The sequence below is a fragment of the Haloarcula sp. NS06 genome, assembly GCF_051122755.1.
Taxonomy (GTDB): Archaea; Halobacteriota; Halobacteria; order Halobacteriales; family Haloarculaceae; genus Haloarcula.
Map to the genome: position 1 here is coordinate 227,181 of NZ_CP184846.1, position 21,572 is coordinate 248,752.

Consider the following 21,572-nt stretch of genomic DNA (forward strand, 5'->3'; position numbering starts at 1 on the left):
GCCCATGCCCGTAACTTCGTCTGGCAACAGTGCGATCAACACCTGCGAACCATACATATATGAGATGGTGTTGCACACCTGTTCACTAACAGGCGTGTGTTCGTAATGCATGCCGAAAACTGGAGGGTACTCTGTGGATATTGAACTCACAATCAACGGCGAGCGGACGATAGTCGAAGCCGGGTCAGGAGATGACCTGGCGACGGTTTTGAGACAGCACGGCTACATCGACGTGAAATGTGGCTGCGACGGCGGGACCTGCGGCGCATCGAAGGTGTTCGTCGACGGCGAAGTACGGATGGCCTGTGGAATGGCCGCGAGGGATGCCGACGGGAGTGAGGTACAGACCGTCGCAGCGCTCGGGACACAGGACGACTTGCATCCGGTCCAACAGGCGTTCGTCGACAACTTCGCCGTCCAGTGCGGGTTCTGTATCCGGGGATGGTGATCCAGGCGGTGGCACTGCTGGATTCGAACCCCGACCCGACCGAGCGGGAGGTCCGGGAGGCGCTGGACGACAACGTCTGTCGCTGCACCGGCTATCAGAAACCGGTCGAAGCCGTCCTAGACGCAGCACAGCGAATGCAGGGGGAGCAGTCTGTCGCCGCAGACGGCGGCCACCCGGTCACTGTGGCACAGCATGGAGACGAGTCGACCAGTTGCTGTGGAGGTGGCTGCGATGAGTAACGACGACGAGACAGCCAAGGCCGACGGCGGAACGGCCTCACAGTCAGAGACTGTCGAAGACGAACGGTTCGAAGAGCACCCGCTCGAATGGGACGAGCCTGAGAACAACGACAAGGCCCCCGACGAGCGCGACAGCGTCTCCCACCGGACGGAGAAGTACGACGACAGAAAGCTCGTCACCGGGCAAGCGAAGTACACCGCCGACTACGAGAAACGGTATCCCGACCTCGCGTACGCGGCAGTCGTCCGGAGCGACATCCCACACGGCCGCGTGACCGACATCGACACGAGTGGAGCCGAGACCGTTGACGGTGTCGAAGCGATCCTAACACCGGAATCCGACGCGGTGCCAGACGCGAAATACACCAGCGCCGGGCAGTCCTATCCCGAACCGAGCCCGTGGGACATGCACGTGCTGAACAAGCACGTCCGCTACATCGGCGACCCGATTGCCGCCGTCGCAGCCGAAGACCGGGCGACCGCGACCGCCGCCGTCGAGGCTATCGAGGTGTCGTACGAGGATTACGACTACGTCACCGATCCGGAGGACGCCTTCGACGAAGACGCGCCGCAGTTGTTCAAGGGCAGCGAGGTCGAGAACGAGATCGTCGGCAACGACTACGACCGCAACCGGATGGCCCACATCGGGGGCGAACTCGGCGATGTGGATGCAGCACTCGACGGCGACACCCACGTGCACGAGACTGAATGGGAGACGATTCGGCAGTCCCACGCCAACGTCGAGAAACACACGTCGCTGGCCTACACGAACGAGGACGACCGCCACGTCCTCATCACCAGTACGCAGGTGCCAAACCACACCCGGAGACAGCTCGCCCACCTGTTCGATATTCCCATTCGCGACATCCGGGTGACCAAGCCGCGCGTTGGCGGCGGTTTCGGCGGGAAACAGGCAATGGTCGTCGAGCCGATTCCGCTCGCACTATCGCTCGCTACTGACCGCCCGGTCCTATACGAAGCCAGCCGCGAGGAGGAGTTCTACGCGATGCGCTCGCGCCACCCGATGAAGGTCAAAGCGAAGACGGCCGTGACCGACGACGGCGACATCAAGGCCATCGACATCTACGCCCTGTCGAACACCGGCGCGTACGGCAGCCACGGCATGACCGTCGCGGGCAACGTCGGCAGCAAGCCGATGCCGCTGTACTCGAAGGTACCAAACGCTCGCTTCGAGGCCGATATCGTCCATACGAACACGCCACAGACCGGTGCAATGCGTGGCTACGGCGCACCACAGGGCACGCTCGCGCTAGAAGGGCATCTCGACGAGGTCGCCCGCGACCTCGATCTCGACCCCATCGAATTCCGGCGGCGGCACCACATGGAAGTCGGCGACCTCGACGAGATCGCGGGGATGATGGGTGGAGAGGGAGCGAACCGCCGTATCCGGTCGTGTGGCCTCGACGAGTGTATCGAGCGCGGGAAAGACGCTATCGGCTACGACGACCTCGAACAGCCCGACGAAGACCACTTGCACCGCGGCATCGGAATGGCGCTGTCGGCGCAGGGGACCGGCGTCGCCGGTGACGAACTCGGGGCCGCACAGATAATGATGAACGAGGACGGGAGCTTCCACCTGCAGGTCGGCGGCGTCGACATCGGGACGGGCGCTGACACCGCCTTCCTCCAGATCGCCGCCGAAGTGCTGGGCTGTGACGAGGACGATATAATCGTCAAGTCCTCCGATACGGACGTGACGCCCTTCGACTACGGGGCGTACGCCTCCTCGACGACGTACATCAGTGGGATGGCGGTCAAGAAGGCTGCAGAAGACGCAAAAGCGCGGATTCTCGACTGGGGAACAAAACTCGCTAGACGAGCCGACCGATGATCTGGAGACGGGCGACGGCACCGTATACAGCGAGACTAGGCAGCGATTCCGTCACGCTCGAAGAGATCGGCTACGAGGCCGCCTACGGCGACGACGAGCGCGAACACATCCTGGGGAAGGGGACCCACTGTACCGAAGAGAGTCCCCCGCCGTTCGCCGCGCAGTTCGCCGACGTGACTGTCGACGAGACCACCGGCGAGTTTGAAGTGCACAAACTGGTCGTCGCGGTCGACTGCGGCGTCGCCATCAACCCCGGTATGGCCGAGGGCCAGATCGAGGGTGCGAACCACATGAGCTACGAGATGGCCGTCAGTGAGGGGATCACGCTCGATGACGAGGGACGGGCAGAGATAGCTGACTTCGACGAGTACGGACTACCGTCGGCGACCGAGACGCCACCCATCGAGTCGATTCTGGTCGAGACCCACGAACCAACCGGTCCGTTCGGCGCGAAATCGGTCGCCGAAGTTCCGACTAACACAGTCCCGCCGGCGCTGTCAAACGCCGTCCGAGACGCCGTCGGCGTCCGTGTCCGGGCGATGCCGATTACCGCCGGGAAAATCAGGGCAAAACTGGACGAGCGTGAAATCTGAATCGGAGTGCGTGGACAGTCACGGCTACAGTGCCGGTGTGTCGGCGTGCCATATCACAAATCCGCGATAGCTATTTATCGTTCTGTTCGTCATGTACCTGACATAGCCAGCGAGCTGATGAGCCATATGGAAATCGTACTGGAAATTAACGATATGGAACGGACGGTCGAAGCATCGAAGTCCGATTCGCTTCTCGATATCCTTCGACGGAACGGATACACCGGCGCGAAACGGGGGTGTGACACCGGCGCATGTGGCTTCTGTACGGTGCACGTCGACGGCGAGCCGGTCAAATCCTGCGTTGAGCCGGTGATGAAAGTACGGGACGCATCGGTCGAGACGATTGAAGGTCTGGGCGAACAGGACGACCTGCATCCGGTACAGCAGGCCTTCGTCGACAATACTGCGCTGCAGTGTGGGTTTTGCATTCCAGGGATGATCATGCGGTCGACGGCGCTACTCAGAGGAGAATCCGGACCCAAGCGAACAGGAGGTCCGGGAAGCGTTGTCGGATAACCTCTGTCGGTGTACCGGTTACAAGAAAATCGTCGAAGCGGTGCTTGACGCCGCTGAGCGGATGGACAGCGGGACAGCGGTCGCCGCCGACGGTGGGCAAACAGTCGATAGCGACGGAGGGGCCGCCACTGTAACCGAGTGTTCACGCACCGACTGCGGCTGCATGGAGGGCGATCAGTGAGCGATTCCGACCGGGTGCGGGAGACGAGCAAGCAACCTGATGGGACAGAGAGGGAGGAAGCGGACCCTGCCGAAGCCGAGAGGGAGGCAGAGACGGGCGTGGCACGCGAACCTGACCGGAAGCCCGAATCCGAGCGCGACGCCATCACCGTGGACGAGGAGAAAGACGACGCACGGAAAATCGTCACCGGGCAAGCCCGCTACACGGCGGACTACCGCGACCGGTTCCCGGACCTCGCCCATGGGAAGGTCGTCCGCAGCGACATCGCCCACGGCTACGTCGAATCGGTCGACACAAGCGCCGCCGAGACGATGGACGGCGTCAACGCCGTCATTACGCCGTTCGACGATGTGGTTCCGGACAAACTGTACTCCAGTTCGGGCCAGTCCTATCCCGAGCCGAGCCCGTGGGATCTGAAAGTGTTGCGCGAACACGTCCGTTTCGTCGGCGACCCGGTCGCCGCCGTGGCGGCTGACGACCCGGAAACGGCCGACCGCGCCGCACGGAAAATCGAAGTCGAGTACCGAGAGCTGGATGCCGTCTTCGACCCAGAAGAAGCCCTCAACGAGGGCGCCCCGCAACTGTTCGAGGCTGATGACGTAGAAAACAAGCAGTCGGGCGCGGACTACAGCCGAAACCTCGAATCACACTTCGAGGGGGAACTCGGGGACGTAGAGGGCGCGTTCGAACAGGCAAACGACGACGAGAGACGGCACGTCATCCAGACGAAGTGGGAGACACCGTATCAGTCTCACTGCGTCCCGGAGCCGCACGCAACTATCGCCTACACCGACGAGGACAATCGGCACGTGTTTATTACGGCGACACAGGTTCCCTTTCACACCCGTCGCCAGATAGCGCACCTGTTCGACGTGCCTATTCGCGATGTGCGGGTGAAGAAGCCCCGCATCGGTGCCGGGTTCGGGTCGAAACAGGAGATGGCAATCGAGCCGATAACGTTCGCACTGCATCTGGCGGCCGACCGGCCGGTCAAACTGGAAATGAGCCGTCAAGAGGAGTTCACCGCGCTTCGCTTTCGACACCCGATGCGGATGCAGATGCAGACCGCAGTGACGGACGACGGCGACATTGAGGCGATGGACCTCTACACGCTGTCGAACTCGGGGGCCTACGGCACCCACGGCATGACCGTCGCGAACAACGTCGGAACGAAGCCGCTCCCACTCTATCCCCGCGTCCCGAACGTTCGCTTTTCGGGGGATGTGGTACACACGAACCTCCCGATGGGGGCAGCCATGCGGGGCTACGGCGCGCCACAGGGGCATTTCGCCGTTGAATCGCACATGGACGAGGTAGCCCGTCGCCTCGACTTCGACCCCATCGAGTTCCGGCTTCAGAACGCGGTCCGCGAGGGCGATCTCGACCGGAGCGTCGCAATTCTGAAAGACGGTGACCGGTTCACCCGGACGATTCGCTCATGTGGCATCCGCGAATGCGTCGAACGCGGGAAGGAAGCCATAGGCTACGACGATCTCGAACAACCCGACGAAGACCACCGCATGCGCGGGGTCGGAATGGCACTCATCGCTCAGGGGAGCGGTGTCGCGGGGAAGGAACTCGGCGCGGCACAGGTGCAGATGAACGAGGACGGGAGCTTCCACCTGCAGGTCGGCGGCGTCGACACTGGGACCGGCGCGGACACGATGTTCTCCCAGATTGCCGCCGAGGTGCTCGGTTGTACGCCGGACGATGTCGTCGTCATCGCCGCCGACACCGACCTGACGCCGTTCGACTACGGGGCGTACGCCTCCTCGACGACGTATATCAGCGGCCGCGCAGTAAAGAATGCCGCCGAGGACGCCAAAGAGCGGTTGCTGGAGTGGGGATCGAAACTGCTCGGCGAGCCGCCGGATGTGCTCGACACCGGCGACGGCGGCGTGTACAGCGAGCGGACCGGGAACCGCGTATCGCTGGAGGACATCGGCTACGAGGCCACGTACGGCGACGACGAGCGCGAACACATTCTCGGAGACGGCAACCACTCAACCGACGAGAGCCCACCGCCCTACGGCGCGCAGTTCGTCGACGTGACTGTCGATACGGAGACCGGCGAGTACGAACTGAATAAGCTGGTGTTTGCGGCAGACTGCGGCGTCGCTATTAATCCCGCGCTGGTCGAAGGCCAGATAGAGGGCGGCGAACACATGAGCCTCGAATACGCCACGAGCGGCGACCTGACCTTCGATGAGGATGGGAACCCGGAGGTGCTGGGCTTTCGCCAGTACGGGATGCCGAGGACGACGGACCACCCCGAAATGGAGACGATTCTGGTCGAAACACACGAACCCACGGGTCCGTTCGGCGCGAAGTCTATCGCGGAACTCCCGACGAATGGCGTGCCGCCGGCGCTCTCGAACGCCATCCGCGACGCCGTCGGTGTTCGGCTGACCGAGTTGCCGTTCACTGCGGAGGACCTGAAGGCGGCACTGGACGGGCAGTCTGCTGACGATTGATTGGTTAGTTTCGGGCAGTTTTGTCCCGGTTAATATCACACACGGAGTGTTTTTACGTTGTGTCGAGCAAACTATTAAGAGGTGTTCGAGAAAATCTCGAAAGTATGGCGTACATCGGCTTTCTGCTGACAGGGGGTCCCTTCGACAGCGAGCGGTGGCGCACCGCCTACGAGCTGGGGCGGGCGGCGCTAGATCAGGGCCACGAGGTGAGCTACTTCCACTACCTCGACGGCGCGCTCGTCCCTGTTGCGGACCAGACCCTGCCCGGCTGTTCGGACAGCGGGCTGTACGACGAAATGCCGACCGAGAAGTTCCAGGAACTCATCGCAGACGGGGCGGAAGTCATCTGCTGTGGGCTCTGTGTCGATGCACGGGGAATCGACGCGCCAGCCGACTATCCTGAGGGCGTCGAGGTCGGGCTGCTTCCGGACCTCGCGGACATCATCGGCGAGGCCGATCGGGTGGTTTCGTTATGAAGCGAGATGTCGTGGTACTGCTCACTCGCGCCCCGTGCGGCCGAGTCCACATCCCAGAAGGACTGCGCGCCGCCCGCGGCGTCGCGGCCGGCTTCGATATGCACGACGTGACCGTCATATTCACCCAGGACGGCGTGTACGGAGCTCGGGAAGCTGTCGACCGCGAGGCGCTCAACATGAGCGGGCACGTCGCCGACCTTGTGGAACAGGACGGACAGATGGTCGGGGACGGGGCGGCAATGGCCGAGCGCAGCGTTGACGAGACCGAAATCGCCGACGACGTGATGATCTGGTCGGACGACCGTGTCACCGCACATATCCGCAACGCCGACCGAACACTGGACTTTTGACAATGCTGTATCTCATCGACAAACCGATGGCAGAAATCGGACTGCGTACCGCCGCCGGGGACCCCGAGGCACACGTCGTCCTGATTCAGGACGGCGTCTACCTCACACCGGATATCGACGCACCCGTCTCAGCAGTTGAGAGGGACGTAGACGTGCGTGGCGTCTCGCTACCACCGGATATCGACCGGATATCCTACGACGCCGTCGTTGATCGCCTCGTCGAACGGGAGGTCAAGAGCTTCGTATGAGCCTGTTCGAACGACTCGACGAACTGGCTGCCCGGGGAGAGCCGGCGGCGCTCCTGACTATCGTCCGGAAGGACGGCAGCGCGCCGCGGGACGTGGGGGACAAGATGATCGTCACCGCCGACGACGAGTACGGGACCATCGGCGGCGGCACGGTCGAGCACCTCGCTGTACAGGACGCCAGGTCAGTGCTTTCGGGAGCCGACGAGCCTGGCGTCCAGACGTACGAACTCGAACGAGGCGGCAACACGGGCATGGTCTGTGGCGGCGAGATGGACGTGTTCATCGACCGCGTTCGCGGGCAAGCACGGCTCTACATCGCCGGCGGCGGCCATATAAGCGCCGAGCTGGCCCCATTGGCCGAGCGGCTGGGCTATGCCGTCACCGTGGTCGACGACCGCGAGGCGTACGCCGACCCGGCGCAGTTCCCCGACGATACGGACGTGATTCACGGCGACTACGGTGAGGCGCTCAGTGACCTGCCGATGGGGACAGAGACAGCCGTGGCCGTCGCGACGCGGAGCGGGACGTTCGATCAGGCTGCCGTCGCCGCAGCGCTGGACGGCGAGGCTGGCTACGTTGGCCTCGTCGCAAGCGAGACAAAGGCCGACCACGTGCTCGATTCGCTCGCCGAGTCTGGGTACGTCCGTCGGGACCTCAGCCGGGTCCAGACACCGGTGGGGCTCGACCTCGGCGGGAGTGGGCCGGCCGCCGTGGCGCTCTCGATTCTCGCCGAGGTCACCATGGACCGCCATGACGCCACCGGTGAGCGGGCGACGCGCCTGAATCTCGACGACCTCGTCGTCGTCCGCGGTGGCGGCGACCTCGGGAGCGGCGTCGTCTATCGGCTTCAGCAGGCCGGCTTTCCGGTTATCGTCACCGAAGTCGAACAACCGACAGTCGTCCGGCGGGCGGTCGCCTTCGGCGCGGCGCTGTACGAAGACGAGGTGGAAGTCGAAGGAGTCACTGGCCGTGCAGCAGCGGACATCGACGAGGCACTCGAACTGCTCGCCGACGATGTCGTGCCGGTACTCGTCGACCCCGAGGCGACTGTCGCTGACGACCTCGACGCCGCAGTCCTCATTGATGCGATCATGGCGAAAGGGGCGTTCGACACCGATACGCGCCGGGAAGACGCCGACGTGGTGGTCGGGATGGGGCCCGGTTTCGAGGCCGGCGAGGACGTGGACGCGGTCGTCGAGACAGACCGCGGGCACGAACTTGGCCGCGTGTTCTACGAGGGGGCAGCGAGCGAGTACGACGGCGAGCCCGGCGAGCGGCGCGGCTACACCCACGAGCGGGTGCTTCGCGCCCCGACCGATGGCGAGTGGACCCCGGCGGTCGCCATCGGCGATAGTGTCACAGCCGGCGACGTAGTCGGCACTGTCGGTGATAGGCCGGTTGAAACCGAGATAGATGGACTGGTTCGCGGCTTAGTTCACGGCGGCCTCGGCGTCAGTGAGAGCACCAAACTCGGCGATGTCGACCCTCGCGGCGAGTCTGTCGACCCAACGAAAGTCTCCGACAAAGCGTTGTGTCTCGGCGGTGGCGTGCTAGAGGCAGTGCTCCGGTTGCGGTAGAAGGCACCTAATCGACGTTAGCGACGAACTTCTTCGATGGCCGGGTCGTCAATCGTGACACCGCGTCCAGCCGTAACACGGCCGACAACCCGATAGAATACGCCGGCGTTGTCGAATGCCGATTCGACGGCGTCAGCCGAAGCCGGCGGGACGGAGACGAACAGTCCCCCGCTGGTCTCTGCGCTCTCACCCTCAGTCAGTCCGTATCCGAAAAGCGTCGAGAGGGCGGGCGTTCCCGCGATGACCGGGAGGTGCGTCAGTTCGATACCGACATTGGAGCGGGCGGCCACCACGCGGCTCTGGCCGGCGAGGCCGAAGCCGGTAATATCGGTGGCGGCTGTCGCGTGTTCGCGGCACGCGAGCGCCGCGTCCCGGTTCGGTGTCGTCATCCACGCGATGGCCTCCGACTCGATTTGGTCGAGCGGGCGCTCAGTGGCGTCGGTGACCGTCTCGACGAACTGGTCGTCGGTCACGCGGGTCGCCCCCATAGCTGGCTGAGTCCCGAGCGGTTTGGTCAGGTAGAGCCGGTCGCCAGGACTGGCTCCCTGTGATGTGAGGAGAGCGTCGGGACGCGCCGTCGCTGAGATGGCGCCGCCAGCGAAGGGCCACGGACTCATGATGGTGTGGCCGCCGGCGATGACGCCGTCCATCGCGTCCAGCGCGTCGGCCATGCCGGCGAGAATCGGCGCTGCGCTCTCGGTTAGTTCTCGCGGGAGGCCGAGAACGACCAGGCAGTCGACGTTCTCCACCGCACCCGTGGCGAAGGCATCGCTGGCGGCGTTGCAGGCGGCGATACGGCCGAAGTCGTACGGGCCGTCGACAATAGGTGTGAAAAAATCCACCGTCGAAACCAGCGCGAAGTCGTCAGTGAGTTTCCGCGCAGCGGCATCCTCACCGATGCCGAACAGCAACGCGTCGCTCTCACCGGTGAGGCCGGCATCGGCGAGCAGCGAATCGAGGTCGCTCTGGCCGACTTTGCAAGAGCAGCCGTGGAGTTCCGTGTACTCCGTCAGGCGCGTTGTCTCGTCATCACCGTCAGTCACCGCGTCGGGTCCCACACTCAGGCCTCCGATAGCGACGCCATCTCGGTCACCCGAAGTTCGAGTTCGAACTCGTCGGACTCGCCAGCGGTCTCCGCGGTTGTCACGTCGATACCGTGAGTCGTACACATCCGCCGGAGGTTCTCTTCGGCCGGCGGGTAATCGCCTCGCACGACGAGCGTCTCGCCGGTATCGAGGTCTGCAAGCGCCCGCCGGACAATGAGTGCCGGCCGGGGACAGATTTCACCACGAACGTCTACGCGGGCCATACCGGTACGTGTGCCATTAGATCACAAAAACGCTACCGCCGCCACACGTGGTTGCGCCGGTAAGCTATTTGTGTGTCTTGCGCGGAGCGAGCGTATGGATCTGGCTGCTGCGCTGGGCCTGGGTTCCAGCGCCGCTGTCGCCTTCGTCGGGGCCGGTGGGAAGAAAACTGCGATGGGACAGTTGACTGTCGAAGGGACCGACAGGGGGTACGACGTGGGTTACACGACGACGACGGCGATGCCACCGCCGCCTGACCTGCCGCTGACGCTCACGGGTCCGAACGATTGGCGCGCCAATCTCGAAGCCCACGACCCGCCAGTTGCCGTTGCTCGTGAGAGGGTTCCCAACCCAGCACGAGTCGACCGGAAGGTCCGTGGGTTCGAGGCGAGTGTGGTGGAGCAGCTATCCGATGCCGGACTGTTCGACTGGCTCCTCGTCAAGGCTGACGGGGCACGCAAGCGGGAGTTCAAAGCGCCTGGCGACGGGGAGCCAGTCGTCCCGAGTACAGCGACCCACGTCGTCCCGGTCGCCTCGGTCGCCGCCGTCGGTGAAGCGCTGACGACGGACGTGGTCCATCGACCGGAGCGGGTCGCTGATATCACTGGCCTCCGTGTGGGCGACACGATTACTGCGGCGGCTGTCGGGATAGTGCTCACGCATCCGGAGGGTGGCCTCCGAAACGCGCCGGCCGAGGCGTCTGTGATACCGCTAGTCAACAAGGCGGATACCGAACCACAGCGGCGTATCGCTACGGATGTGCTCACCCACGCGCTTTCACAGACAGAGCGGTGTTCTCGGGGCGTCATCACATCGTTTGCGTCGGATGTCTGTGAGGTGGTCTCAACAGCGGATGTGCAAGAGGAGGAGCAGCGATGACTGACTGCGGGGGCACAGCCGGTAGTGTTGCGAGACGAGGGGTATTATGAGCGGTCAACATCGGACCAGAGTCGGCGGTGTCATCCTCGCTGCTGGGCAGGGTTCTCGATACGAGTCGGGTAACAAACTGCTGGCGACTATCGATGGGAAAGCAGTCGTCCGACAGGTGGCCGAAACCGCCTGCAAGTCATCGCTGTCGGACGCTGTCGCCGTCCTCGGCCATGAAAAAGTGGCCGTCGCTGCAGCGCTGGATGGTCTCTCGCTCTCGGTTCAGCATAACGACGAGTACGCGACCGGCCAGAGTACGTCAGTTCGACACGGTGTCGAGTTCGCCCGTTCGGCCGGCTGGGACGCCGTCCTGTTCTTGCTGGGCGATATGCCGTTCGTACGCGTCGAAACCATCGAGGAGCTTCTTGAAGCGTACCGTACAGGAACGGCAACCGTTGTTGTTCCCGAGCACGAGGGGAGACGGGGTAATCCGGTGCTTTTCGACAACTGCCATTTCGATGGGCTCGCCACTGTCTCCGGCGACCGCGGCGGTCGAGATCTCATCGATACCACCGAGCGGACAGCGTTCATCGAGGTTTCGGACCCCGGCGTCCACTGGGATATCGATACCGATACTGATCTCGCCGAGTTCACCGAGCGCCGCGACAGCCTGTAAATTTAAGACACTGATGGTGGAACACTCGGCTGATGAAACGGACCATCAGCACGGCCGATGCACCCGATGCGGTTGGCGCGTACAGCCAGGCGACGACAAACGGCTCGCTCGTGTTCACCGCGGGCCAGATTCCGATGACGCCCGACGGCGACCTGCTAGACGACGAGCCGATAGCGACGCAGGCGGAACAGGCGCTATCGAACGTCGAAGCGGTGCTGGCAGCCGAGGGGCTGGAGATGAGTGACGTATTGAAGGTGACCGTCTATCTGGACGACATCGACGATTTCGAGTCGATGAACGACACGTATGCCGGCTTTTTCGACGAAGAGCCGCCGGCCCGGAGCGCAGTCGAGGTCGCAAACCTGCCAAAGGGCGTGGGAGTCGAAATCGAAGCCATCGCAACGAACGACTGAGGCCGACAGACGCGCACTGCTGTCGTGGGCCACACAGCCGGGATGTGGCGCACACAACTTTCAAGCCCGGCGACTCGCATCACAGCGTAATGCGACCTACGAGGCGTGAATTCCTGGGTACAGCGGCAGCGCTCTCGCTGTCGGGCTGTCTCGGAAGGACAGCGACGGCGACGCTGACGGTCGGTGTCGTGCCCGACGTGGACCCGGATACCGCCATCGAACAGAACACCGAACTCGCGACGTATCTGGCGACCGAACTCGACGTCGAGACCGAGCTACGCACAGCGGCTGACTATGCCGGTATGGTACAGGCGATGGTTGCGGGGCAGGTCGACATCGCCTATTACGGCGGTGTGTCGTACATTCTGGCGCATCATCGAGCAGGCGCAAAGCCAGTCGCCGTCGGGTCACGGAACGGACAGACGGAGTGGCACTCTGCGTTCATCGCCCCGTCAGACAGTGACCTGACAGAGATGGCAGATGTAGTCGAAACCGCAAGCGAGATCGAACTGGTGTTCGGCGACCCACTCTCGACCAGCGGGACCGTGATGCCGACGTACCACCTTCAGACGGAGTACAGCCTACACACCGACGCGTTCGCACAGGTCACACACGTCGGTGCCCACGACGCAACGGCAGCAACAGTCGGCCGGACGAGCGGTGTCGTCGGGGCGCTGAACGCCCGCATCTACGACAGACTACGCGCAGAGGACGCTGTTGAAGGGGTGCAAGAGCTCTGGCGGACCCCCGGTTTCCCTGACTACCCGTGGGCCGTCGCCCCGTCGCTGGAGGCAACGACAGCGGACGCTGTGCAGAGGGCGTTCACGACTCTCGATTCGAAAGGGCGAACGGACATTCTCGACCAGCAGGCCGTCGACCAGTACGTCGGGGTGAGCCACGACGTGTTCGCCTCGCTGGAAACGGCTGTCGAGATGGCTGGCATCGAACAGGGAGGCGACGGGTGAGGAACAAGCACACAGCGCGGCCAGAGGGGAAACAATCAGGACAAGGACTTGTTTTCGACAGTGTCACCAAGCGATTCGGCGGGAAAGTTGCGGTACAAGATGTCTCGCTCAAACTGGATGCTGGTGAACGGGTCGCCGTCATCGGTCCGTCGGGTGCCGGCAAGACCACGCTTCTCAGGCTGGCAGCCGGCGCGTTGCAGCCTGATGTTGGAACAGTGCGCTTCGACGGGAGCAGCAGTACGGGTTCGACCGCGACGCTTGCGTATCAGGGGGAGACGCTCGTGGACCGGCGGACAGCACTGTCGAACGTCCTCACTGGGCGCCTCGGAGCCCTGTCCTGGCTCCGTGGCTTCATCGAGCCACTGCTGCCCAAGCATCCCGAGCCAGCCCTCGAACGGCTCGATGCCGTCGGGCTGGTCGACCGGGCCGATGTCCCCGTGAAGTCGTTGAGTGCCGGTGAACGCCAGCGGGTCGCCTTCGCACGGGCCCTCATGCAGGATGCTGAGGTCGTGTTGGCCGACGAGCCGACAGCGAACCTCGACCCCAGCTCCCGTCGGAACGTTATCGACGTGCTCAACGCTGTCCTCGATGGAGAACTGCTGGTCACCGTCCTCCACGAAGTCGATCTAGCACTGAAGCACTTCGACAGAATCGTCGGCATGGCTGACGGCCGAGTCAGGTTCGATACGCCTGCATCGGCAGTGACCGACGACCAACTGGATGCCCTCTTTGCAGCGGGCACATCCACACCGGATACCGACGCCGAGCGGACGCGAACGGAGAAAGAGAGCGACGCCCCGGTTCCACGGTATGTCTGAGAAATATAGCGGTCCAGATGCCGCCCAGCACGCTGCTTCCGGACTGTCGAAGCGCCAGCTCACGACACTCCTCAGCGGCTGTGTCATCCTGGCGACCGCGGCGTGGATTGCCGAAGTGGATCCGATGGCCCTGTTCGCCACCGGAGCTCGTGAGCAGATGGCCGCGTTCGTTGCCGAGGGCGTGCCACCGGAGACTGGCCGTGAATACCTGCTGGGACGAAGCCTTCGGGACGGTCTGCTGTGGGCTATCGTCGAAACCCTGGCTATCAGCGTCGTCGGAACCACGCTTGCCGTCGCGCTCGCCGTCCCACTCGGTCTGACCAGTGCCGCCACTGTCACCCATCGTGGCCCGCTATACAGAAACGCTTCAGCCGGCCGTATCGCCGTCGGACGCGGTCTCTATCACGCCAGCCGAACCGTGCTCAGCTTTCTGCGCTCTGTCCCCGGCATCGTCTGGGGGTTCCTGTTCGTTACCGCTATCGGCCTCGGCCCGTTTGCGGGTGTACTCGCGCTTGCGGTTCATAACGCCGGTGTCTTGGGAAAACTGTACGCCGATTTCCTCGAAGACACAGATCCGATGACGACCGAGGCAGTTGCCGGAAGTGGCGCGACACGCCTGCAGGCGGTCTGTCACGGGATGGTCCCCCAGGTGACACCCACAATCGCCTCGTACACGCTGTACCGCTGGGAGTGTACCATCCGGTCGGCCGCCATCCTCGGGTTCGTGGGGGCGGGCGGCGTCGGATACTATCTCGTCATCACCATTCAGCGGTTGCAGTACGGGAAACTCTCGACCGCCATCCTTGCCGTGTTTGCGCTGGTCGTCACGAGTGACTGGCTCGGCTCTCAGTTGCGGACGCGGCTCGGCTGACGGTCAGACGGGAGATAACAGCCTTCTCAGGGCTTCTGTTCCTGTGCGGACTTGCGCGCGTCTTCGAGGTCCATCTCAAGACCCATCGTCGAGGCCTGAGAGCGGACGGCGTCGGCGTCGATAGTGGTTACCTCACCCTGTTCCATGAGGACGTTCCCGTCGACCATCGTGAAGCGGACATCGTCTCCGTGGGCCGCAAACACCAGATGGGAAAGCACGTCGTGCAGTGGCGTCGCCCGCGTGAGGTCCGTATCGAGGCCGACAATGTCAGCGCGCCATCCCTCCCGGATCGCACCGAGTTCCTCGAAGCCAGCGGCTTTCGCACCGTTTCGCGTCGCCATCTCGAAGATTTCGGCTGCCGGCGTCACCGTCGGGTCTAGCTGGTCGACCTTCTGTAAGAGGCTCGCCTGTCGCATCTCGGTAAAGGCGTCAAGCGTGTTGTTACAGGGCGGTCCGTCGTTGCCGATTGCGACGTTGATACCACGGTCGCGGTAGTCCCAGATCGGTGCGATACCGCTGGCAAGTTTCATATTCGAGGACGGGCAGTGTGTGACGTGAGTCCCTGTCTCTGCGAGGACTTCGCGCTCGCTCTCATCGGTCCAGACGCAGTGCGCAAGAACGACGTCCTCGCCGGTGAGACCTACCTCGTCGAGCCAGTGGATGTTGCGCATCCCAGTGTCTTCTTTCACCGTCTCGATTTCGCTCTGGTTCTCACTAGCGTGGGTGTGGATGCGGACACCGTCGTATTTGTCCACGAGCTCGCGCACCCCGCGGAGGCAGGCCTCACTACACGAGACGGCAAAACGGGGTGTGACGGCGTACCGAATCCGGTCGTTGTAGGCACCGTGGTATTGCTGAATGAGGCGTTCAGACTCGTCCAATGCGGCCTGTGTGTCCTCCAGCAGGCCGTCCGGCGAGCGCTGGTCCATCAGCACTTTCCCGAGCACGCCGCGGATGCCCATCTCACCCGCCGCTTCAAAAGCGCGGTCCGCGTGAGCAACCGACAGGTGGTCGATGCAGGTCGTCGTCCCGCTTTCGATCATTTCCAGATAGCCCAGTTTCGCCGCGACTTCCATCTCCTCGGCCGTTAGAGAGGCTTCCATCGGTAGAATGTAGTCGAACAGCCAATCGAGTAGTTCCGTATCGTCGGCGATGCCGCGGCCAAGACTCTGCACGGAGTGGATATGACCGCCGACAAGTCCCGGTAGCAGCACGTCGTATGACTGGTGTTCGTGGTCGGCGTACTGCGATTCGAGTTCGGCCCGGGAACCCACGGCCTCGATACGGTCCCCGGAGACGACAACCGCCCCGTCCTGCAGGACGGTCTCAGAATCCGCAACGACAGTCCCAGTGAGTAGCATACGTCCTGCAAGACGGTCTCTACATAAAGAAGGTCCTCATATCGGGATGGCCGCCGAGTGCAGACAATCCGGCCACAGACGTGTGGCACTCCGTGTGGCGCGTGTGCTTCGCAATGGCTTCAGCTTTGCGAGCCGTTCCGTGTCCGTTTTTCACGGGTGATATATCTGGTGAGGCGAGTCTGGGTCCGAAACGAATCCACGCTGGCAAGTCGCTGAACGAGACGAGTGTTTGTCTCGTACTGCTCAGTAAACAGTTCAGGGTACTCCGACAGTAGCCTGTCGCCGATGTCGATTATCTCCTTGGGATCGGCCTGCATGGATGTGAGAATCGCGGAGTATAGCTGTTAACTGCTTTGCTCACAGAAAGACCACCGTTTGGCTCATACTGTTGGCCGTCCCTATTTCGAGAGGTTTGTCACCCTAGGTGGCCAAATACGCCACGGACGGACGTCAGTTATCCATCGAGGGCTTTGGTGGCGTGTGTCGCTTGTGCCGCGTGCTGGCACACCACTGAATCGTTCGCTCAACGACAGATTCGCCAACACCGACTTTGTCGGCCACTGTCGACGCGGAACAGCCCCTATCAATCGCGAAGTGGAGGATGCTGTCGAGGTCCTGCTGGTCGATGCCCAGCTCCGCCGCATCAGTTGCACCAGTGTGCTCCATTGGACGTGAGGACTGGTCGAGTAGGTCCGATGGAACCGCAAGCGCATCAGCAAGGACCTCGATCTCAGTTCGATAGAGGTCGCCAAATAGCGACAGGTCAACGCCGTTCTCGCCGTGTTTCGCAACGGAACCCAGCAGCCGGTCAGTCCGGGAGACTGTCCCGACAACGAGTTCGTTTCTGGTGTTTGCGACGTAGTACTTACACGCCATCCGGAAGCGTTCGCCGGCGTTTTGCATCGCCACGAGGTCGTCGGTCGGCTCGCCTGTTTCACCGACGACCCGCTGGAACGCCGTCAGTACCGGCTGCAGGTTGAGCCGGTGACAGTCGATATCCAGCAGCGACGCGACGGTTTCAGCCGTCCGGGCAGGCCCTTCATCGCTTAGCTGTACCGGCATCACCAGTCCGGTCACGTAGTCGGCCCCAATACCGTCGACGGCTAGCGCCGCCGCAACTGTCGATTCGATGCTGCCGTCAAGCGGCACGACCAGTCCATTGGCCTCCGCCTCCATGATCTTGTTCTCCAGAAACACCGGAAGGATACCCTGTATCCGTCTGGTCGCTGCCTTTGAGGTCGCCAATCCGTGTTCCTCACGCGGGAGTTTGAGCGTGTGAGGGTGGGTCGCTTTGCTCACAGGTCACTCCCTCGCTTGCAACTCTGGACATGCTCGGAGATGCAACTAGCGAAGCGCGTGCATCCAACCAGCCTAATCATACTGGAAAGTAGGTCACTGATGTCGTATAACTGTTGTCGACAAACGTCATGGGTGTCTTCAGTAGCCTCAATACACCTTATATATTATCTCGAGCCATCTCACATTATAGGCGACTCTATAAATCAAACCAAAAGAATCTACGGCCCATAACCGACAGATCACACCACAATACTCAGAATATTGTACACTCGTTAGATTTATCACGGAGGTAGAAGGGGCACTTCGAGGCGAAAATGTACCCAGCCACTCAACCCGGCATCCAGTAGACCACGTTCTGCGAAGGACGCCACATGCACCAGCAATGAACTAAAGCACGAGGCATCAGGGTCGCTTATGTTGCTGGTTTGGTCGTTTCCACGGACCGCTCAGTGACAACCAGTTCACGGTTGACAATCCAATCGACAATCGTACTACTGTCTATCTTATCCAAGATGACATCGCCGTCTACAGTGCTACGTCTGATTTTGTACGAATCAATCGCATTCCGATTCTCGGTGACAGCTTCGACGGCTTCGATTCGCTCGTCAGTCACGGTGTTACGATACGTGACGCCGGGGACAACGCTGACAGCCGGAACGTCAGTCGGCCAGTCCCAAGCGAACTGCTTGTGGTACTGGTCGAACTGCCACACGAGACGGTCGGCAGAAGTCTCTATTTCGAGCGTATCATCAGCTGCCGTCTCAAGTGTCCGGTCCCAATAGTCTATCAGGCAGGATTTCAGGTCCGCCTGAAGCTGTCCCTCGATCATCTTCTGTTCGATGGGATACCGCAGTTCAATAGCGACGATGGCGTGGCTGTCGAGATGGGTAAGACATCGCTGACACTCCATCTCAAACACGGAGAGGCCAAGCGGTTGCTCGACCGTGAGATGGACGAGTTCGTTCCCACAGTTCGGACACCACAGGAACAACACATCGTCGTGGCTCCCAGTTAGTTCCGCCAGCACAGTCAAATCGTCGAACGCCTTGTCGATGTCGGCGTCCTGTGGCTGTCCGAGCTCGCTTGTCGCTGTACTGGAGGCGTCGTCGGTGTACTTCGCGAGTTTGCGGTCTTTGAGCAGTGTTTTGATGACCGAATCGTATGACGAGTGTGACTCCGCGTTTCGTATTTTCCGCAATTTATTTTTCGTCCAATCTTTTACCCGAATGGTCGCCATCTGATTGTAGAACAGCCCTACTACTAATAGTATTTTTGTATAATTATCCTAAAATTGAAAATACTCTTAGAGAATGTGTTCCATTCTTGGACAACAGAGGTATGCAGTCAAGCAAGCCATCGGCATCGGTGGTGCGGACACTCCGACTTGAGGGAGTGTTAGTCGGCCGAGGCCTGTTTCTCGTTCGCAACAGTCCACTGGGTCGGGTCGATATCGCGTCCGTCAAACGCAGTGTATTCCGGGTACGCAGTGAATACCAGATACTCCGTTCCTTGTTGTAGATACTCAATAAGCGTGTGGAGATTGTCGTCGTCAAGGCCGCCAAGGCCGTCAACGAGCAAGAGCGGGACAGCGTCGCCAACATCGAACGACTGGCGGCCGGCCAGCGCTGCCACAAAGCCGATGAGTTCGAGCTCCCCCTCGCTAAGGGCATCTAAGCTCGCTTCCTGGCCGTCGCGAGCGACCACAATATCGAAGTCAGCGGTGAGTCGAGCCGTTTCGAACCCAGTCCCGAATCGGGAAAGAATGTCCTGCATCGCCGTGTCGAATGCTTCCCGTGCCTCACGCTTGAGCCGGTCTTTCCGGCCCCGGAGTTCCGCGAGGTCGTCACGAAGGGATTCAAGATCGGTTTCGAGCGTGTCGACGCGGGCCGCTCTCGTTTCGAGTTGCGCCAGTTCGTCGGCGGTGTCTTCGAGTTCGGCCTCGCGGTACTTGATCTCACTTTCGACATCCGAAAGTTCCGCCACGGCCGCATCAACGTGGTCGGAAAGCCGCTCCACGTCCGCCTGGGCCTGTTCGAGCCTGTCTCTGGCTGCGTCGAGGCTCTGTCTGCGGTCGGCTAGCGTCGTCTTCAACTCAGCGATGTCTTCCTCTAGATCGGCTTTTCGCTGGCGAGTCTGGCTAATCTCCTCGCGCTGTGTTTCCAGTTCCTCGACAGTATCTCGGTAGGTCTCCTTCTGAGCGCGGAGCGCCGTAAGTTCGCTCCCGAGTGCGTCCAGTTGGTCATCCAGGTCCGCTCGTGTCGTCTCACTGCCGCACGTCCAACAGGCGACGGTGTCCCCGTCAATATCACGCTCCACCTCGGTAAGCAGGTCCAGCCGGTCTTCACTGAGTACCATCTCGGTGGCGGAGTAGATGGACTGGAGTACCTCGGCATCTCGTTCTATTTGTGAGAGCCTCTCCCGGGCCTCAGAGAGTTTGCCTTCAACATCATCGTACTCCGGGATTTTGAGAGCATCGAGAGCGTCTTGGCGTTCCAAGAGACGCTGTTCCGTCCGCTCGATGCTCTGCTTAAGTCGTTCGACGCGGTTTTGCGCCTGATTCTGTTCGGTCCGTGCTTGGCTGAGTTGGCGGCGGGCCGACCCCGAACTGTCGTCGCCTCCTGCCTCACCGTCGATTGTCTCACGTTTGGTCCGCAGGTCTTCGATCTCGTCTTCCAGCCGTGTCACTTTCTCTTGCACGCTGGGGATCCGCTTTTTCGCTTCACGCGCCTGCGTGAGTTCAGTTTCAACCTGTTCGCGCTCTCGCTGTAACGTCTCGATCTGTGCGTCGATGTTCTGGAAGTCAAGCGGCCGCAACAGCACGTCCTCAAGGTTTTCTCCTGCCCGGACGGCACGACGGACTTCGTTCCGCTCGTCCAAACACGCGAACAGTTCAACGCGAATCACGTCGTACTCGTCATTAAGATACGGCTCACCATGTCTGACCACGGTGCCGTTCTCACGGGTGAGCGTCACGTCGTAGGCGCCTGTTGGTGTTTCCAGATGTACTGTACCGCTTTCTGCTCCTTCCGTCAATTCTGTCGAGGTGCCAAGAGCCGTTTTGATTGATTCGATAAAGCTCGATTTCCCCTGCCAGTTTGAGCCGCGGACGACGTTTACTCCCTGCTCTATCGTTGCCGACCCGTCAAGTATACCCGCGATTCGTTCGATATCGATGTTCCACGTCATGTGTTGTGTGCTGATAGATTCGCACTCCGATGTTGCTTACAGACGTACCCACGCTCGAGTGCGACATCGAACGGAACACGGGTCGGACAGTCCGGGCATCCGAGTTGTATCTGGGCCTCGATCTCCGCTGTGTCACCGCCGTCGATATCGCCTTTCTTCGCGAGCGATGACAGTGCCGTTTCGGCCTTCTGTTCGACAACCGTTTTGGCCGTTGCCACGCTTTCGCGCTCCCAGTTAGTTGTCGCCTTCCGTGGCTCTTTTTCACCGTCCAGACAGTCGTTGAGATGCGTTCGCATCGTCCCCCACGAGACCATATCATCGTGGAGCGACGCACCGGGAATACCTGTAGCCTGCAGCCGCTCGATGAGTTCGTCCCGTTGTAAGTCAGCATCACCACGCAATGTCTCGTAGTCACTGTCTATACGGGTATCAAGGGATTCGCGACCGTGTTCAGTATACACCTGTTTAAGTAGTCGTTTGTTGAACCACGCTGTCAACGACCGATACCCCATTTCGGTTCGGTCATCAGCGCCCGTCCAGCGTGCGAGCAGGCCATCGTCAAGGGAATCGTAGACGGGGTCCGCCGACGCCAACCCGTACTTGTCGATAACCGCGTCTACTTTACAACTGGAGTCAGCAACCATTGTTGAGTTATCTCAGTCTACTCAGTAATAGTTTTTGACGGCCGGTGTACGCGCAGTGGACATGATCCCAGACTGGGATAAAATGCACACCCTTAGTGTGTGTCTCAGCTATGGAGAAATAGGGGTGGGAAAAATTTGGTCGCAAATAGAAATTGCTATCATCCATGTGCTAATAAATGTATTACCACTATTATCTGGTATTTCGGCCACC

The 21,572-nt window shown here is 61.5% G+C and carries 19 protein-coding genes and 3 pseudogenes; 14 read left to right on the plus strand and 8 right to left on the minus strand.

The annotated features are described in order from the left end of the window. Positions 1–109: 109 nt before the first annotated feature. The 8 genes and pseudogenes from ACODNH_RS22740 (at position 110) to yqeB (ending at position 8,954) form a co-directional block, all read left to right on the plus strand. Positions 110–687, plus strand: a pseudogene (locus ACODNH_RS22740) ((2Fe-2S)-binding protein). Continuing rightward, a pseudogene (locus tag ACODNH_RS22745) lies at positions 680–3,132 on the plus strand (xanthine dehydrogenase family protein molybdopterin-binding subunit). The pseudogenes ACODNH_RS22740 and ACODNH_RS22745 overlap by 8 nt, the downstream one beginning before the upstream one ends. Before the next feature lie 126 nt (positions 3,133–3,258). Further along, a pseudogene (locus tag ACODNH_RS22750) lies at positions 3,259–3,829 on the plus strand ((2Fe-2S)-binding protein). After that, a complete protein-coding gene (locus ACODNH_RS22755; protein ID WP_434531768.1) occupies positions 3,826–6,303 on the plus strand; it encodes a xanthine dehydrogenase family protein molybdopterin-binding subunit in 2,478 nt (825 codons plus the stop codon). The pseudogene ACODNH_RS22750 and the gene ACODNH_RS22755 overlap by 4 nt, the downstream one beginning before the upstream one ends. Before the next feature lie 104 nt (positions 6,304–6,407). Continuing rightward, positions 6,408–6,779 (plus strand): DsrE/DsrF/TusD sulfur relay family protein, encoded by a 372-nt coding sequence (locus tag ACODNH_RS22760; protein ID WP_011222661.1) that lies wholly within the window; start codon positions 6,408–6,410, stop codon positions 6,777–6,779. Continuing rightward, complete coding sequence (locus ACODNH_RS22765; protein WP_434531769.1) at positions 6,776–7,129, plus strand: DsrE family protein; 354 nt, start codon at positions 6,776–6,778, stop codon at positions 7,127–7,129. The genes ACODNH_RS22760 and ACODNH_RS22765 overlap by 4 nt, the downstream gene beginning before the upstream one ends. Before the next feature lie 2 nt (positions 7,130–7,131). Further along, the gene (locus ACODNH_RS22770; RefSeq protein WP_434531770.1) at positions 7,132–7,377 is read left to right on the plus strand and encodes a hypothetical protein; all 246 of its coding nucleotides are present in this window, start codon (positions 7,132–7,134) and stop codon (positions 7,375–7,377) included. Continuing rightward, positions 7,374–8,954, plus strand: a complete 1,581-nt coding sequence (gene yqeB / locus ACODNH_RS22775; RefSeq protein ID WP_306710878.1) for a selenium-dependent molybdenum cofactor biosynthesis protein YqeB — start codon at positions 7,374–7,376, stop codon at positions 8,952–8,954. Before ACODNH_RS22770 ends, yqeB begins: the two co-directional genes overlap by 4 nt. A 17-nt stretch (positions 8,955–8,971) precedes the next feature. Here the strand turns inward: yqeB and selD are convergent, their stop codons facing one another. After that, positions 8,972–10,012: a selenide, water dikinase SelD gene (gene selD, locus ACODNH_RS22780; protein WP_306710876.1), complete on the minus strand. Its 1,041-nt coding sequence runs from the start codon at positions 10,010–10,012 to the stop codon at positions 8,972–8,974. 2 nt (positions 10,013–10,014) lie between these two features. After that, entirely contained in the window at positions 10,015–10,263 is a 249-nt protein-coding gene (locus ACODNH_RS22785) for a sulfurtransferase TusA family protein (RefSeq protein ID WP_306710874.1), read from the minus strand. Between the two features lie 94 nt (positions 10,264–10,357). Here ACODNH_RS22785 and yqeC point away from each other — a divergent pair, with 94 nt between their 5' ends. The 6 genes from yqeC (at position 10,358) to phnE (ending at position 14,871) form a co-directional block, all read left to right on the plus strand. After that, positions 10,358–11,140 (plus strand): selenium cofactor biosynthesis protein YqeC, encoded by a 783-nt coding sequence (yqeC, locus tag ACODNH_RS22790; protein WP_306710872.1) that lies wholly within the window; start codon positions 10,358–10,360, stop codon positions 11,138–11,140. Between the two features lie 46 nt (positions 11,141–11,186). Next, entirely contained in the window at positions 11,187–11,804 is a 618-nt protein-coding gene (locus tag ACODNH_RS22795) for a nucleotidyltransferase family protein (protein WP_306710869.1), read from the plus strand. Between the two features lie 32 nt (positions 11,805–11,836). Next, complete coding sequence (locus ACODNH_RS22800; protein ID WP_306710866.1) at positions 11,837–12,217, plus strand: Rid family detoxifying hydrolase; 381 nt, start codon at positions 11,837–11,839, stop codon at positions 12,215–12,217. A gap of 89 nt (positions 12,218–12,306) precedes the next feature. Next, on the plus strand, positions 12,307–13,182 hold the full coding sequence (phnD, locus tag ACODNH_RS22805; protein ID WP_306710864.1) for a phosphate/phosphite/phosphonate ABC transporter substrate-binding protein: 876 nt from the start codon (positions 12,307–12,309) through the stop codon (positions 13,180–13,182). After that, a complete protein-coding gene (locus ACODNH_RS22810; protein ID WP_306710861.1) occupies positions 13,179–14,000 on the plus strand; it encodes a phosphonate ABC transporter ATP-binding protein in 822 nt (273 codons plus the stop codon). The genes phnD and ACODNH_RS22810 overlap by 4 nt, the downstream gene beginning before the upstream one ends. Then, positions 13,993–14,871, plus strand: a complete 879-nt coding sequence (gene phnE / locus ACODNH_RS22815; RefSeq protein ID WP_306710859.1) for a phosphonate ABC transporter, permease protein PhnE — start codon at positions 13,993–13,995, stop codon at positions 14,869–14,871. The genes ACODNH_RS22810 and phnE overlap by 8 nt, the downstream gene beginning before the upstream one ends. 26 nt (positions 14,872–14,897) lie before the next feature. Here the strand turns inward: phnE and ACODNH_RS22820 are convergent, their stop codons facing one another. The 6 genes from ACODNH_RS22820 to rdfA form a co-directional block, all read right to left on the minus strand. Further along, the gene (locus ACODNH_RS22820) at positions 14,898–16,232 is read right to left on the minus strand and encodes a 5'-deoxyadenosine deaminase (RefSeq protein WP_306710857.1); all 1,335 of its coding nucleotides are present in this window, start codon (positions 16,230–16,232) and stop codon (positions 14,898–14,900) included. 119 nt (positions 16,233–16,351) lie between these two features. Next, entirely contained in the window at positions 16,352–16,549 is a 198-nt protein-coding gene (locus ACODNH_RS22825) for a 30S ribosomal protein S17 (RefSeq protein WP_306710855.1), read from the minus strand. A gap of 133 nt (positions 16,550–16,682) precedes the next feature. Beyond that, entirely contained in the window at positions 16,683–17,531 is an 849-nt protein-coding gene (nadE, locus tag ACODNH_RS22830; protein ID WP_434531771.1) for an NAD(+) synthase, read from the minus strand. A 412-nt stretch (positions 17,532–17,943) separates the two neighbouring features. Next, complete coding sequence (locus ACODNH_RS22835; RefSeq protein WP_306710851.1) at positions 17,944–18,768, minus strand: hypothetical protein; 825 nt, start codon at positions 18,766–18,768, stop codon at positions 17,944–17,946. A 158-nt stretch (positions 18,769–18,926) separates the two neighbouring features. After that, entirely contained in the window at positions 18,927–20,717 is a 1,791-nt protein-coding gene (locus tag ACODNH_RS22840; RefSeq protein WP_306710849.1) for an archaea-specific SMC-related protein, read from the minus strand. Then, on the minus strand, positions 20,714–21,361 hold the full coding sequence (gene rdfA / locus ACODNH_RS22845; protein ID WP_306710848.1) for a rod-determining factor RdfA: 648 nt from the start codon (positions 21,359–21,361) through the stop codon (positions 20,714–20,716). The genes ACODNH_RS22840 and rdfA overlap by 4 nt, the downstream gene beginning before the upstream one ends. Positions 21,362–21,572: the final 211 nt, after the last annotated feature.

What these genes read in the sequence shown, in the direction of transcription:
- ACODNH_RS22760 (WP_011222661.1), top strand. Translation starts at nt 6,408, where the DNA reads ATGGCGTACATCGGCTTTCTGCTGACAGGGGGTCCCTTCGACAGCGAG.
- ACODNH_RS22765 (WP_434531769.1), top strand. Translation starts at nt 6,776, where the DNA reads ATGAAGCGAGATGTCGTGGTACTGCTCACTCGCGCCCCGTGCGGCCGA.
- ACODNH_RS22770 (WP_434531770.1), top strand. Translation starts at nt 7,132, where the DNA reads ATGCTGTATCTCATCGACAAACCGATGGCAGAAATCGGACTGCGTACC.
- yqeB (WP_306710878.1), top strand. Translation starts at nt 7,374, where the DNA reads ATGAGCCTGTTCGAACGACTCGACGAACTGGCTGCCCGGGGAGAGCCG.
- ACODNH_RS22785 (WP_306710874.1), bottom strand. Translation starts at nt 10,263, where the DNA reads ATGGCCCGCGTAGACGTTCGTGGTGAAATCTGTCCCCGGCCGGCACTC.
- yqeC (WP_306710872.1), top strand. Translation starts at nt 10,358, where the DNA reads ATGGATCTGGCTGCTGCGCTGGGCCTGGGTTCCAGCGCCGCTGTCGCC.
- ACODNH_RS22795 (WP_306710869.1), top strand. Translation starts at nt 11,187, where the DNA reads ATGAGCGGTCAACATCGGACCAGAGTCGGCGGTGTCATCCTCGCTGCT.
- ACODNH_RS22800 (WP_306710866.1), top strand. Translation starts at nt 11,837, where the DNA reads ATGAAACGGACCATCAGCACGGCCGATGCACCCGATGCGGTTGGCGCG.
- phnD (WP_306710864.1), top strand. Translation starts at nt 12,307, where the DNA reads ATGCGACCTACGAGGCGTGAATTCCTGGGTACAGCGGCAGCGCTCTCG.
- phnE (WP_306710859.1), top strand. Translation starts at nt 13,993, where the DNA reads ATGTCTGAGAAATATAGCGGTCCAGATGCCGCCCAGCACGCTGCTTCC.
- ACODNH_RS22820 (WP_306710857.1), bottom strand. Translation starts at nt 16,232, where the DNA reads ATGCTACTCACTGGGACTGTCGTTGCGGATTCTGAGACCGTCCTGCAG.
- ACODNH_RS22825 (WP_306710855.1), bottom strand. Translation starts at nt 16,549, where the DNA reads ATGCAGGCCGATCCCAAGGAGATAATCGACATCGGCGACAGGCTACTG.
- ACODNH_RS22835 (WP_306710851.1), bottom strand. Translation starts at nt 18,768, where the DNA reads ATGGCGACCATTCGGGTAAAAGATTGGACGAAAAATAAATTGCGGAAA.
- ACODNH_RS22840 (WP_306710849.1), bottom strand. Translation starts at nt 20,717, where the DNA reads ATGACGTGGAACATCGATATCGAACGAATCGCGGGTATACTTGACGGG.
- rdfA (WP_306710848.1), bottom strand. Translation starts at nt 21,361, where the DNA reads ATGGTTGCTGACTCCAGTTGTAAAGTAGACGCGGTTATCGACAAGTAC.